The following is a 13949-nucleotide window of genomic DNA, read 5'->3' on the forward strand; positions in this document are numbered from 1 at the left end:
TTTATTCAACCCACTACAGTTGACAGAGAGCCTTTTTAATTTTCTTTGATTTCTTTAAAGATTTCTTTGAGATAAGCATCAAAAACTTCTTCATCAGAAATGCTATCTGAGATAAAGCTTCCATTGCTTGTACGTTCTGATAGATTCAAATCTTGTAGGATTGATTCGTAAATCGTTCCATTATTTGATTGAATCACAAGCGTTTGTTCTCCATCTTCTACTTCTGTACTAAAGAGATCTCCAACAAATCCTTGTTCTGAGACCGCTCCAGCCAAGAATACGCGATGGGGTTTACTCTTTAATTCTCTCAAGACTTGAAGACCACGATTGGCACGACTGGTTGCTGGAATTTCCTCTATTGAAACACGTTTCAAGCTTCCACGTTGCGTTAAAAGATAGAAAGAAGATGTATTGCAGATAAAGGCTGCTTGTATCACATCATCTGCTTTGAGATTCATGGCTTTGACCCCTGCAGCTTTGGCACCGATAACTGGCACTTCTTCGATGTTAAAGCGGAGGGCATAACCGTTTCGACTGATCAACAGAACATCATCCAATTTAATCGGAGCTACTGCTACAATCTGGTCAGTATCGTCTTTCAACTTAGCGTACTTGACAGATTTAGAACGATAGGTTCTCCATGGAGAGAATTCTTTGCGTTCTACCCGTTTGATTTGTCCAAGGCGAGTCGCTGCAAAGTAGGTCGTCGCATCGTCAAACTGATCCACCACTTCGACGTAAAGTACTTCTTCAGTGGTTTCAAAGTTTGTAATAGACTGGCTCAGATGCTCCCCGATATCCTTCCAACGAATGTCTGCCAATTCATGGATAGGACGGTAGATGACATTTCCAAGAGTCGTGAACATCAAGAGATGCTGGGTTGTCTTGGCAGATTGAACAAAGATCAAACGATCATCATCACGCTTGCCAATTTCTTCCAGCGTTGAAGCTGCAAAGGAACGAGGGCTAGTACGCTTGATATAACCTGCCCTAGTCACGCTGACATAAGTATCTTCTTCAGCGATAAGACTTGCTGTATCAATCTCAATGACTTTAGCTGTATCTTCTAAAGTACTCAATCGAGGTGTCGCAAATTTCTTCTTGACCTCACGAAGCTCTTTTTTCATGAGATTGTACATAGTTCGTTCATCACCGATGATAGCTGCAAGCATGGCAATCTTTTCACGGAGTTCTGCTTCTTCTTCTTGCAAGACAACAACGTCTGTATTGGTCAAACGATACAATTGCAAGGTAACAATGGCCTCAGCCTGTTCTTCTGTAAAATCATAGCTGACCTTGAGGTTTTCCTTAGCGTCAGCCTTGTTCTCAGAAGCACGGATAAGGGCAATAACTTCATCCAGGATAGAGATGACACGAATCAAACCTTCCACGATATGGAGACGTTTTTCAGCCTTTTCCTTGTCAAAGCGAGAACGCGCCAAAATCACTTCACGACGGTGGGCAATATAGCTAGACAAGATTGGTACAATCCCAACCTGACGAGGGGTGAAATTGTCAATCGCAACCATATTGAAATTGTAGTTGATTTGTAGGTCAGTATACTTGAAAAGATAGTTAAGAACAAGCTCGGTATTCGCATCTTTCTTAAGTTCAATAGCGATGCGAAGACCATCACGGTCAGACTCATCACGAACCTCAGCGATACCTGCCACCTTGTTATTGACACGAACTTCATCGATTTTCTTGACTAAGTTAGCCTTATTAATCTCATAGGGAATCTCAGTGATAACGATTTGTTCCTTACCACCTTTAAGCTTCTCAATTTCCGTTTTGGAACGAACAACCACGCGCCCTTTACCAGTTTCATAGGCCTTTTTGATTTCATCACGGCCTTGGATAATCGCACCTGTAGGGAAATCCGGCCCAGGCAAGAATTCCATCAACTTATCAACCTTGGCAGTCGGATGGTCAATCATATAAACCGTAGCATCAATGACCTCAGCCAAATTATGCGGCGGAATATCTGTGGCATAACCAGCTGAAATCCCAGTTGAACCATTGACTAAAAGGTTTGGAAAGGCTGCTGGTAAGACAGTTGGCTCTTTCTCGGTATCGTCAAAGTTCCAAGCAAAGGGAACTGTCTTTTTCTCGATATCTTGAAGGAGATATCCTGCAATCTCAGACAAACGTGCCTCAGTATAACGCATAGCCGCAGGTGGATCTCCGTCCATGGAACCGTTATTCCCGTGCATTTCAACCAGAATCTCACGGTTTTTCCAATCCTGAGACATACGGACCATGGCATCATAGATAGAAGAATCCCCGTGTGGGTGGAAATTACCCATGATGTTCCCGACAGACTTAGCCGACTTACGGTAGCTCTTGTCAAAGGTATTACCATCTTTATTCATTGAATAAAGAATACGACGTTGAACCGGCTTCAATCCATCACGAATATCTGGCAAAGCCCGGTCTTGAATGATGTATTTGGAGTAGCGACCAAAGCGCTCTCCCATGATGTCCTCCAGGGACATGTTTTGAATGTTACTCATATAGGATACAAAGCCCGTAAAATGCAAAGTGAAAATAGGAAATTCTTAAAGCGAGCGACGCTCTCAAGAGAATTTATCTTTTTCACACAGCATTTAGGGCGTGTTCAACTCCTTTCAAAGAATGTAGAGTAGATTTTATAGAAAAGAATTTCAGTTACTTTATATAACTAAACTATCCTTTCTGTAGTTTAAAGTTATGAATTATGTTCTTTATTTTCTTAGTGATTTAGAAGTTTTTCCTCAGCATACTTAATCATCTTCTCAGCTACTTCCCTATCGTATTCAAAGCCCATCTTGTTAGCAAGATATTGAGCTTCTTGGTGGAAAAATTCCATGGTTGCTAATAAAGACTGAGTGATTTTATCTAAACTTGAGAAATCAAGAAGAGCAGAGAATTCCTTCTCCTTCTCAGCAGGCAAGTAGTTAAAGAGGTACTTGTAGTTCTTACCGATGTCGACTACTCCTCTATCACTTGCTACCTGCCAAGCTAAGATTTTCAAGAGTTCTTGCTGGCAAATATTGTAGAGATGATCCGTTGCATAAATGACTTGATTGCGACAAATGCCCTTGACTACATAGGCAGAAACCCACCAAAATTCATTGCAGGCTTTTTTAAAATCCTTCTCAGTAGCTGGACTTGTCCAGTAACGCTGAGGATTTGAAGAATATGGCGCAAACAAGCCCTTAGTGTCCTCTAGCACCGTGAAATCCGCTTCGCTTTCTACCCACTCCTTGATATGCACTTTAGGACATAGAGTCAAATCAATACGGTTACCATCTTCAAAGAGCATGAGGTAGAGACGACGGTTACCTAGGATATTATGTTGCTCAATGTTACACGTACCAAACTGGTCTATCCAAGATAAATCTGAAATCAACTCGTCCAGATTCTCTACAATATAGACAATATCATAGTCTTGAAATTCATCTTTTGGAGCTTGATCCTCTGTTCTTGAGCCAGACAGAGCCACAGCATCAACCTGTAACTTTTTAGCTATTTGTAAAATCAGGTCAAGCATTTCTGTTTCTGTTCTCATTTTAATACCTTATTAGTTATTATTTTTTGAGTGTTGTAAAAAACATGTCTATAAAGTAGGCTATCTACTAGATTCTTTCATTATCAAATTCTAAACCTATTTTTGATATGAGCTTTATAACTTTTTTCACCTAGCTATTAAAATTTTTCACCTTGTACTATAAACCGATCTAAATATTAAATAATCACTAACAATTAGTTGATTTACTAAGTTAGTAATCATAAAGAAGTATTTTCTCTCGATACAATAACTTGTTAGTCATTAAAAACATGAGAAAAATTAGGAACAATAAAATCACATGAAGAAGATTACGCATTATACGACATTATCTATAACAATATACATATCTATCTTCCCTGGAGTCATTATAGGTTCTTTTCGTTGTTTTCAATAAATTAGAAACTTTTAAGAAAATCAGTTCCGCCATTTCATCACAACACGAAAGCAACTCATCAAGACTTTCTTCTGCTTTATAATAACAATCTTGGTCACAAGCTAATGGGTGAAAGCGTGGCACTATGAAAAAATTATGCTTCTTCAAAAATCTTGTTCTTACATTTAATTCTCCATCGATTGTTTGTAGCATACCGTTTTCAGTAAATCTTTTAGTATTATAACTTGTTATAGAATAATAATCACCATCAGAATAAGCGTAGTCTTTAGCAATACTATTCGATTCGCAATCATCTGCATCCCCTCTTATCTTTGCCGGAACATCTCCATCAACCTCAATCATAATAAACTTATTCCAATACCCTGGAGAATTAAAAGCCACCAATCTGTTGATTTTTAGTTCATAAGATAACGTTGAATTAGCTATTCTCATAAGTATTTTTCCGTCTTCAAATTGTAATCTGGATATATCTTCATAAGAGGATCCTCTGACCTTCCGGATAGGTGAAACTTCTAAATAATTGAAATCTTCAAAGAAATTTGTTAAACGATCAATTATTACTTTTTGGTCATTATATACTTTAAAGTTCTTATTATCACAATCTGGAAAAGATTCATAAAATCTATTATCAAAGAAAATTGAGGAAGCTAAATGGGGGATTGGTTTATCTTTAGAATTAACTTCTACTTGTTTATTATCAAAATTTTGATTTTCTCCTCCTCCACTTACTTCTTTATTTTGAGAGTTAGAATTCACAACTTGATTAGCTTCTATCAGATGATTCATAGTAGCAATGTCAGCTATTGTAAAATTAGACGCTTTTTTAACTTCTTCAATCAAGAGTTTGTTCAATTCATCCATCAATTCAAAAAACAGAACAATATCAAAGTCTTGGCTACCAATCATTGTTTTGAGATGATTTTTAAATTCTTCATAACCCTTATATTCACTATTCAATGTATACCGAATTTTTATAAGCTCTTCAAAAACTTGATTTTCCTTCCAGACTTTGGATATACCATCATAACTCGGATTTTCGCCATGTCTCTCGAATATATATTTTTCAAAATCATTTACTACATTTTGAATTTTTCGGCGTTCAAGTTTTTCATCTATTCCCAGCCCCTCTAAAAGCTTGTCCAAATCCATTCCAGTAAAATCAAAGAAAAAAGATATCAATTTTTGTTTATCCATATATTTTTCTCCCTAAAACACCATCTCCCCACTCTCTTCCAGCGTAAACTTGACATTATCCTCAATCCACTTACGGCGTGGTTCGACCTTGTCACCCATGAGGACATTGACGCGACGTTCTGCGCGTGCTAGGTCTTCAATCGTAACACGGATGAGGGTACGAGTTTCTGGGTTCATGGTTGTTTCCCATAGTTGGTCCGCATTCATCTCACCAAGTCCCTTGTAGCGTTGAAGGGTCGCACCTTTACCAAACTGCTTACGTAGTTCTTCTAGCTCACCATCTGTCCAAGCGTAGGCCACTTCTTCTTTCTTACCTTTCCCTTTTGACATCTTGTAAAGAGGAGGAAGGGCGATATAGACATGTCCTGCCTCGACTAGTGGACGCATATAGCGATAAAAGAAGGTTAAGAGGAGGGTTTGAATGTGGGCACCATCGGTGTCCGCATCGGTCATGATAATGATCTTATCATAGTTAGCATCTTCAAGAGAAAAGTCTGCTCCAACACCTGCACCGATGGTATAAATCATGGTATTGATTTCTTCATTTTTGAGGATATCTGCCATCTTAGCCTTGGCTGTATTGATAACCTTACCACGAAGAGGCAAGATAGCTTGGAACTTACGGTCACGGCCTTGCTTAGCAGAACCACCGGCAGAGTCACCCTCGACTAGGTAGAGTTCATTCTTAGCTGGATTTTTAGACTGGGCTGGGGTTAATTTCCCAGAAAGCAATCCCTTATCTTTCTTATTTTTCTTACCATTACGACTCTCATCACGCGCCTTACGTGCTGCTTCACGAGCATCACGCGCCTTGATTGCCTTACGAATCAGATTTGAAGCTAACTCACCGTTTTCCATAAGGAAGAAGGTCAACTTATCTGCCACAATCCCATCCACAACTGGACGAGCAAGTGGACTTCCTAGTTTATCCTTAGTCTGTCCTTCAAACTGCAAATGTTCTTCAGGAACTAGGATAGAAAGTACAGCTGCCAATCCTTCACGATAATCTGACCCTTCAAGATTTTTATCTTTTTCTTTGAGAAGACCTGTCTTACGTGCATAGTCATTCATAACCTTGGTAATAGCAGACTTAAGTCCTGTCTCATGCGTTCCACCGTCTTTAGTACGAACGTTATTAACAAAGGACAAGATGTTATCTGAAAATCCATCATTATATTGGAGGGCTACTTCTACTTGGAAACCATTATCTTCGCCTTCAAAGTAAAGGACTGGCGTCAAGGTTTCCTTGTCTTCATTGAGGTAAGAAACAAAGTCTTGTACCCCATTCTCATAATGGAATTCAATTGCTTCATCTGTTCGTTTGTCCGTTAATGACAAGGTTACATTTTTCAAGAGAAAGGCTGACTCATTGAGACGCTCTGAAATGGTATTGTACTTGAAGTCTGTCGTAGAAAAGATACTAGCATCCGGCATAAAGGTCACTTTGGTACCTGTTTTAGACTTAGGTGCCGTTCCAACCTTTTCAAGAGTGGTTACTGGCTTCCCACCATTTTCAAAGCGTTGCTTGTAGACTGCACTATCACGAGTGATTTCTACTTCGAGCCAGCTAGAGAGGGCATTCACAACAGAAGAACCAACCCCGTGGAGACCGCCAGAAGTCTTGTAACCACCTTGACCGAATTTTCCTCCAGCGTGGAGAATGGTAAAGATGACCTCAACCGTTGGAATCCCCATAGCGTGCATCCCAGTCGGCATCCCACGTCCGTGGTCTTGAACCGTTAAACTTCCATCTTTATTAATCGTTACATCAATGCGATCACCAAATCCAGATAAGGCTTCATCGACTGCATTATCGACAATTTCCCAAACAAGGTGATGTAGCCCAGCACCGTCAGTCGATCCGATATACATCCCTGGACGTTTACGGACTGCATCCAACCCTTCTAGCACCTGAATGGCGTCATCATTATAATTGTTAATATTGATTTCCTTTTTTGACACAAGGAACCTCCTATTTGTTCATCTTTTCTATTTTACAGGTTTTCTAAGGATTTTGCAAAATTTTCAAGTTAAAAGCCTATTCACAAGTCCTATTTAGTAAAAAAATCACTCATTCCCGCCCTAAAAAAAGAAACCAAGACGAGAGTCTCAGTTTTCTTTTCCTTTAACTTGACTTGTTGCAATATCTTCACCAAACCATTTTTGGCTAATTTCTTGGAATTTTCCTTCTTGATAGAGTTCCACAAAAGCCTCATTCAAATTGGCTAATAAGGTCTTATCCGCTGGTCTTACTCCGACCGCAAATGACTCACTCTCAAAACCGGCTGGAAAAATCTCATATTGGTCCAAGATTCCTTCCGTTTTAAGATAATAGTTGGCATAAACACGGTCAATTAAAAGAGCATCAATCCGATCATTTTGCAGGTCAATCAAGGCTTCTGTAAAACTTTGATATTGGTTTGCCTTCTTATCTTTTACAATATTTTTTAAGAGTTCCGGTTGAGCTTCAAAATCTATATAACCAGAGGAACCTGCTTGGGCTCCCAAAACCTTGCCTGTCATATCAGACACTGATTGGATATTTTGCGATTTTTTAGAAACGAGAACCTGCTGATTCTCCATATAAGGAATGGTAAAAGCTACTTTCTCACGGCGTTCATCAGTCGCCGAATATCCATTCCAGATTGCATCAATGGTCCCGTTTTGAAGTTCGGTTTCCTTCATATCCCAATCAATGGGTTGAAACTGTACCTTGAAACCAAGTTTCTCAGAAACAGCTTGGGCTAAATCAATATCAAATCCAGCATACTGACCATTTTTTTCTTCAAACCCCATGGGAACAAAGGTATTGTCAAATCCAATGGTTATCGTGCCTTGTTTTTGGTACTTGTCCCAATTATCAACTTTGGGATCACTAGCTTTTTGTGTGCATCCTACTAGGAAAAAAGCAAGTAAGAATACCAAAACAAGTGTGATTTTCTTTCGATTCATAGACACCTCCTACTTAGGCTCTACTTTGAGAATCTGATCTGCAATATTTTCTGCAAACTGGAGATCGTGGGTTACCACAATCTGAGTCATGCCTAGTTCCCGATTTTGTAGAATCAGTTTTTCAACCTCGAGACGCAACTCTGGGTCAAGGGCTGAAGTTGGTTCGTCATAACCAATCACTTCAGGATCTATCATCATAGCGCGTGCTAAGGCAACACGTTGCTTTTGACCACCAGATAATGAGTATGGATAAGCATCTGCGTGAGCTTCGAGCCCCAGACGAGCGAGTAAGTCGGTTGCCTTCTTCTTGGCATCTGCTTCAGACAGCCCCATAGTTTTGATGGGTGACAAAATCAAGTTCTCCATAACGGATAAGTGAGGAAAAAGCTGAAAATCTTGAAAAACAAAACCTAATAAGTGACGCTTTTCAAGTTCATCCAAAGGTAGGGATTCTCCATTATAAAAAATCTCACCTGAATCAATGGTTTCAAGTCCAGCTAACATTCTAAGCAAGGTTGTCTTCCCACCACCAGAAGGTCCAACGATGGCCAAAATCTGCTTTTCAGGAATTGTTAAACTGAAATTGGATAAAATTTCTTTTTTTCCAAATTTTTTGCTGATATTTCTTAACTCTAACATGGATAACCTCCTATCTATAGTAGCTGAACTTCTTCTCAAGTTTCTTAGCTATAATCGTAACAATACCAATCATGAGAAGATAGATAGCTCCTGCTAGAAACATTGGAATCAAGCTGGCATCACGATTGGCTGCAGTACGACTAGCTAGAATCAGATCAGAAATACCGAGCGCATAGACCAGAGAAGTATCCTTAACCAAACTCATAACCTCGTTAAATACACTTGGTAAGACAATCTTGGTCACCTGTGGCAAAATGATATAACGAACGGTATCAATAGGATTAAATTTCAAAACCTTAGCTGCTTCGTATTGCCCCTGAGGAATCGTTGCAATTCCTCCACGGAAAATTTCAGCAAAGTAGGCTGCATAATTAAGCGTGAAGGCAATAATCGCAGCAGGCACCCGGTCGAGTCGAATTCCGATACTTGGTAGGACATAATAAATAAAAATTAGTTGCAAGAGCAAGGGTGTCCCGCGCATCACCCAGATATAGATATCAATCATGTAATGGAGGGGTTTCCAATGGACCTGTAAGCAAAAGGCAACCAAAATGCCTAAAGGGATTGAAAAAAGTAAGACCAGTGCAAAAACTTGTAAGGTCATTGTCGCACCGCTCAATAAACTTGGTAATATCTCGAATAAGTAAGACATACTCCACCTCCTAAAAATAATTGTTCTCATTATAGCATAAATAAACACAAAATCAAGGAATTTCAGAAACTTTCATGAATTTTTAAAACTTTAGCCTTAATTTCCGAACAATAGTGCTCATGAGAAAAATTTTCTACTTACATAAAGAATCAGATGTCACAATTTGAGAAAAGATTCCTTTCCGTTTCTCTCCTATTTCATGGTATAATAGAAGCATGATGACAATAGTATTATTAATTTTAGCTTATTTATTGGGTTCTATCCCTTCAGGACTTTGGATTGGACTAGCCTTCTTTAAGATAAATATACGTGAACATGGTTCTGGCAATACTGGAACAACCAATACCTTCCGTATTTTAGGTAAGAAAGCGGGTATGGCAACCTTCGTGATTGACTTTTTCAAAGGAACCATCGCAACCCTACTTCCCCTTATCTTCCATGTACAAGGAATCTCTCCTCTCATTTTTGGTCTCTTGGCCGTAATCGGGCATACTTTTCCAATTTTTGCAGGATTTAAGGGAGGTAAGGCTGTCGCAACCAGTGCTGGAGTCATTTTCGGATTTGCTCCTCTATTTTGCCTCTATCTAGCAGTTGTTTTCTTCGGAACTCTATATCTAGGAAGCATGATTTCTCTCTCTAGTGTTACTGCTGCTCTCGCTGCTGTTTTGGGAGCTCTAATTTTTCCACTCTTCGGCTTTATCTTAAGTAATTACGATCTCCTCTTCACTCTTATTATCATAGCACTCGCGGGAATTGTAATCATACGTCATAAGGATAATATCAATCGTATTCAAAACAAAACCGAGAACCTAGTTCCTTGGGGACTAAATCTCACCCATCAAAACTCTAAAAAATAGAGAAGAGGATGGGATATAAAAATGAAGTTTTCGCCAGATTTTCATTTCAAATACTAAAAAACGAGGTCGGGATTTTTCCCAGCCTCGTTTGTGTTTATTTAGATTTGATATAGTTGATACCATCCGCCTTCGGCGCAACAGCTTTTCCAAAGAAGGCTGCTAGGACGACGATGGTCAAGAGATATGGTGCAATCTGCAAGTAAACAGTTGGAACTCCTTGTAAGAAAGGAAGTTGTGAACCAATAACTGCCAAACTCTGTGATAATCCGAAGAAGAGACTTGAAAGCATAGCTCCGACAGGATTCCACTTCCCGAAAATCATAGCAGCAAGAGCAATAAATCCAGGTCCAACGATGGTCGTAACTGAGAAGTTAACAGAAATTGACTGAGCATAGATAGCTCCTCCGATTCCCCCAAGGAAACCTGAAATCACAACACCCAAATATCTCATCTTGTAGACATTGATTCCCAATGTATCCGCTGCTTGTGGATGTTCACCAACTGAACGAAGGCGAAGTCCAAAGCGTGTTTTGAAAAGGATAAACCATGCTAAGAATGAGAAAGCAATTGCAAGGTAACCAAGTAAACTGGTTGACTTGAAGAAGATATCTCCTAGAAATGGAATATTGGCCAAGACTGGGAAATCAAAACGTCCAAAGGTTTGAACCAAGTTGTCCGTTTGCCCCTTGTTATAGAGGACTTTTACCAAGAAAACAGCCAAGGCGGGCGCCATCAAGTTTAGCACAGTACCACTGACAACATGGTCAGCACGGAAATGAACTGTAGCCACTGCGTGAATGAGCGAGAAGATAGCTCCGACTAATCCACCAACTAGAAGAGCCAACCAAGGAGTCGCTGCTCCCAAATCTTGAGCAAATTCAAGGTTAAAAACAACTCCAGAAAAGGCACCCATGACCATGATTCCTTCAAGACCAACGTTAACAACTCCACCACGTTCAGAGAAAACTCCTCCGATACTTGTGAAAATAAGTGGTGCTGAGTAAATCAACATTGAAGAAACCATAAGGGTTAACATTGTTGTAATCGACATCCTTATTTACCTCCTTTAAGTTGTTTTCTTGGTTTGACAAAGCGTTCGATGATGTAGTGAACGCTGACAAAGAAGATAATTGAGGCTGTAACGATACTTACAAGCTCAGATGGCACTTGAGCAGCATTCATACCAGGTGCTCCAACTTGAAGTACTCCAAACAAGAAGGCTGCAAATAGAATTCCAATCGGTGAGTTTGCAGCAAGTAGACTTACCGCCATTCCGTTAAAGCCGATCGCCAATGATGAACCTTGGACATAAACGTTTTGGAAGGTCCCAAGTCCTTCTACTGCTCCACCTAGACCTGCAAGGGCACCTGAGATAATCATTGATAGGATGATGGTGCGTTTAGCTGAAATACCTGCATATTCAGAAGCATTTGGGTTCAAACCAACTGCACGAATTTCAAAACCTAGAGTTGTCTTTTTAAGCATGAACCAGATAACACCGACTGCAATGATAGCAAAGAAAATACCGATGTTCATACGAGAATTTCCTGTTAACTCAGCAAGCCATGGTGTCTGATAGGTTGCATTGGCACTAACACGAATAGATGAGTCAGTACTTTGCATGATTTCTTTAGGGAAGTGGTGGATAAAGGCATTTCCCACATAAAGAACAATGTAGTTCATCATGATGGTAACAATAACCTCAGATGTTCCAAGATAAGCTCTAAGAACACCTGGAATCGCACCAACAATCCCCCCTGCAACTAGCGCAATGATAATGGTTGCGAGAATCAGCAAAGGACGTGGCATATCAGGATGAGTCAGGGCAAACCAGCCACTAAGAACCCAACCAGCGAGAGCTTGTCCTGGAAGACCAACGTTAAAGAAGCCAGCACGACTTGCAACTGCAAACCCTAGAGCGATCAAGACTAACGGACCCATAGCACGGAAAATTTCACCGATACCACGAACACTACCAAAGGCCGTATAGAACAATTCTTCATAGCCCCAGATGGCATCATAGCCAAAAATCCACATGACGATGGCTCCAAGCAAGATTCCAAGGAAAACAGAAATCAAGGGAACCGAAATTTGTTGTAATTTTTTAGACATCACTCTTCTCCTTTTCCAAGTTACCACCAGCCATCAAGACACCAAGCTCTTGCTTGTTGGTTGTTTCTGGTATCACAATCCCTTGAATCTTACCATCGTGGATAACGGCAATTCTGTCAGAGACATTTAAAATCTCATCCAACTCAAAGCTGACTACAAGGACAGCCTTACCATTATCACGTGCTTCAATCAAACGTTTGTGAATGTACTCAATGGCACCGACATCCAGACCACGAGTTGGTTGGCTGACGATAAGGAGATCAGGATCTCGATCAATTTCACGAGCGATAATCGCTTTTTGTTGATTTCCTCCTGAGAGTGCTGCTGCTGGTACTATCTCGCTAGCAGCGCGAACATCAAACTCTTGCATCAATTTTTTTGCATAGTCAATGATATTCGTATAATTTAAAATTCCCTTTTTGCTAAGAGGTTCTTTATAGTAGGTTTGAAGAGCGATATTTTCAGAAATCATCATTTCCAAGACCAAACCATCACGGTGACGGTCTTCCGGAACGTGACCAACGCTCAGTTCAGTAATTTGACGTGGATGCAATCCTACAATGGACTGACCTTTCAATTCCACACTACCAGACTCAATCTTACGAAGTCCTGTGATAGCTTGGATTAATTCAGATTGACCATTTCCATCAATACCCGCAATTCCGACAATTTCACCAGCTCGAACATCGAGTGAGAGATTCTTAACAGCAGGAATGCCACGGTTTTCATTAACAACCAAGTCTTTAATGGACAGTACAACTTCTTTTGGTTGAGGTGCCTGCTTCACAGTTTTGAAGGAAACTGAACGTCCGACCATCATTTCTGCTAGGTCAGCATTGGTTGCACCAACAATCTCAACAGTCTCGATAGATTTACCACGACGGATAACTGTAACACGGTCAGACACAGCACGAATCTCATCTAACTTGTGGGTAATCAAGATGATTGATTTACCTTCCTTAACCAGGTTCTTCATGATAGCCATCAACTCATCGATTTCTGATGGCGTCAAAACGGCAGTTGGTTCGTCAAAGATAAGAATATCGGCACCACGATAAAGTGTCTTTAAGATTTCAACACGTTGTTGAGCACCAACAGAGATATCTGCTACTTTGGCAGAAGGATCCACAGCAAGACCATAACGCTCCGATAGTTCGTTAATTTCTCGAGTTGCTCGAGCAATATCTAGGACACCATTTTTGGTCAATTCACTTCCCAAAATGATATTTTCAGCAACTGTGAAAGCTTCAACCAACATAAAGTGCTGGTGAACCATCCCAATTCCTAGGCTAGCGGCTTTTGATGGCGAGTCTAGTTTCACAACTTGACCGTTAACCACAATTTCACCACTAGTCGGTTCCAGAAGGCCTGCTAGCATGTTCATAAGAGTGGACTTACCAGCTCCATTTTCTCCTAAAAGTGCATGAATTTCACCTTTACGAAGTTCTAGGTTAATTTTGTCGTTAGCGACAAATTCACCAAAAACTTTGGTAATTTCACGCATCTCAATGACATTTTCGTGTGCCATGTGCTCTTCCTTTCAGAGTTTTATTTTGTTTCAATAAAACCTGCTAAAGAAACTTAGCAAGCTCTATTGAG

At 40.1% G+C, this 13949-nt stretch carries 11 protein-coding genes; 1 reads left to right on the forward strand and 10 read right to left on the reverse strand.

What is annotated here, in order from left to right; all coding sequences use genetic code 11:
- Positions 1-35: 35 nt before the first annotated feature.
- From parC to HMPREF2805_RS07070, 7 genes are all read right to left on the reverse strand, one after another.
- Positions 36-2513, reverse strand: coding sequence for a DNA topoisomerase IV subunit A (parC, locus tag HMPREF2805_RS07040; protein ID WP_075231939.1), 2478 nt, complete (start codon positions 2511-2513; stop codon positions 36-38).
- Between the two features lie 218 nt (positions 2514-2731).
- Positions 2732-3550 carry an aminoglycoside 6-adenylyltransferase gene (locus tag HMPREF2805_RS07045; protein ID WP_075231940.1) on the reverse strand — a complete coding sequence of 273 codons (819 nt, stop codon included), beginning with the start codon at positions 3548-3550 and terminating at the stop codon, positions 2732-2734.
- 325 nt (positions 3551-3875) lie between these two features.
- Positions 3876-5138 (reverse strand): hypothetical protein, encoded by a 1263-nt coding sequence (locus HMPREF2805_RS07050; protein ID WP_075231941.1) that lies wholly within the window; start codon positions 5136-5138, stop codon positions 3876-3878.
- A gap of 12 nt (positions 5139-5150) precedes the next feature.
- A complete protein-coding gene (gene parE, locus HMPREF2805_RS07055) occupies positions 5151-7100 on the reverse strand; it encodes a DNA topoisomerase IV subunit B (protein WP_075231942.1) in 1950 nt (649 codons plus the stop codon).
- 147 nt (positions 7101-7247) lie between these two features.
- Positions 7248-8090, reverse strand: a complete 843-nt coding sequence (locus HMPREF2805_RS07060; protein WP_075231943.1) for an amino acid ABC transporter substrate-binding protein — start codon at positions 8088-8090, stop codon at positions 7248-7250.
- Between the two features lie 9 nt (positions 8091-8099).
- Entirely contained in the window at positions 8100-8729 is a 630-nt protein-coding gene (locus HMPREF2805_RS07065; protein WP_075231944.1) for an amino acid ABC transporter ATP-binding protein, read from the reverse strand.
- Positions 8730-8739: 10 nt separating this feature from the next.
- Positions 8740-9381 carry an amino acid ABC transporter permease gene (locus HMPREF2805_RS07070; protein WP_075231945.1) on the reverse strand — a complete coding sequence of 214 codons (642 nt, stop codon included), beginning with the start codon at positions 9379-9381 and terminating at the stop codon, positions 8740-8742.
- A 215-nt stretch (positions 9382-9596) separates the two neighbouring features.
- On the opposite strand from HMPREF2805_RS07070, the gene plsY reads away from it, so the two are divergent.
- A complete protein-coding gene (gene plsY / locus HMPREF2805_RS07075) occupies positions 9597-10238 on the forward strand; it encodes a glycerol-3-phosphate 1-O-acyltransferase PlsY (RefSeq protein ID WP_075231946.1) in 642 nt (213 codons plus the stop codon).
- 94 nt (positions 10239-10332) lie between these two features.
- On the opposite strand, the gene HMPREF2805_RS07080 is transcribed toward plsY, so the two are convergent.
- Genes HMPREF2805_RS07080 through HMPREF2805_RS07090 form a run of 3 tightly spaced genes read right to left on the reverse strand, consistent with a single transcriptional unit; the run spans position 10333 to position 13878 of the window.
- Positions 10333-11289 (reverse strand): ABC transporter permease, encoded by a 957-nt coding sequence (locus HMPREF2805_RS07080; RefSeq protein ID WP_061862953.1) that lies wholly within the window; start codon positions 11287-11289, stop codon positions 10333-10335.
- Between the two features lie 2 nt (positions 11290-11291).
- Positions 11292-12350 carry an ABC transporter permease gene (locus HMPREF2805_RS07085; protein ID WP_075231947.1) on the reverse strand — a complete coding sequence of 353 codons (1059 nt, stop codon included), beginning with the start codon at positions 12348-12350 and terminating at the stop codon, positions 11292-11294.
- Positions 12343-13878, reverse strand: a complete 1536-nt coding sequence (locus HMPREF2805_RS07090) for an ABC transporter ATP-binding protein (RefSeq protein ID WP_075231948.1) — start codon at positions 13876-13878, stop codon at positions 12343-12345. The genes HMPREF2805_RS07085 and HMPREF2805_RS07090 overlap by 8 nt, the downstream gene beginning before the upstream one ends.
- Between the last annotated feature and the right edge of the window lie 71 nt (positions 13879-13949).

Source organism: Streptococcus sp. HMSC034E03, assembly GCF_001811505.1.
Classification (GTDB): domain Bacteria; phylum Bacillota; class Bacilli; order Lactobacillales; family Streptococcaceae; genus Streptococcus.

Bases quoted from the DNA above. Each gene is read 5' to 3' on its own strand.
- HMPREF2805_RS07060 (WP_075231943.1), bottom strand. From the start codon at position 8,090: ATGAATCGAAAGAAAATCACACTTGTTTTGGTATTCTTACTTGCTTTT.
- HMPREF2805_RS07080 (WP_061862953.1), bottom strand. From the start codon at position 11,289: ATGTCGATTACAACAATGTTAACCCTTATGGTTTCTTCAATGTTGATT.
- plsY (WP_075231946.1), top strand. From the start codon at position 9,597: ATGATGACAATAGTATTATTAATTTTAGCTTATTTATTGGGTTCTATC.
- HMPREF2805_RS07090 (WP_075231948.1), bottom strand. From the start codon at position 13,878: ATGGCACACGAAAATGTCATTGAGATGCGTGAAATTACCAAAGTTTTT.
- HMPREF2805_RS07085 (WP_075231947.1), bottom strand. From the start codon at position 12,350: ATGTCTAAAAAATTACAACAAATTTCGGTTCCCTTGATTTCTGTTTTC.
- HMPREF2805_RS07045 (WP_075231940.1), bottom strand. From the start codon at position 3,550: ATGAGAACAGAAACAGAAATGCTTGACCTGATTTTACAAATAGCTAAA.
- HMPREF2805_RS07050 (WP_075231941.1), bottom strand. From the start codon at position 5,138: ATGGATAAACAAAAATTGATATCTTTTTTCTTTGATTTTACTGGAATG.
- HMPREF2805_RS07070 (WP_075231945.1), bottom strand. From the start codon at position 9,381: ATGTCTTACTTATTCGAGATATTACCAAGTTTATTGAGCGGTGCGACA.
- HMPREF2805_RS07065 (WP_075231944.1), bottom strand. From the start codon at position 8,729: ATGTTAGAGTTAAGAAATATCAGCAAAAAATTTGGAAAAAAAGAAATT.
- parC (WP_075231939.1), bottom strand. From the start codon at position 2,513: ATGAGTAACATTCAAAACATGTCCCTGGAGGACATCATGGGAGAGCGC.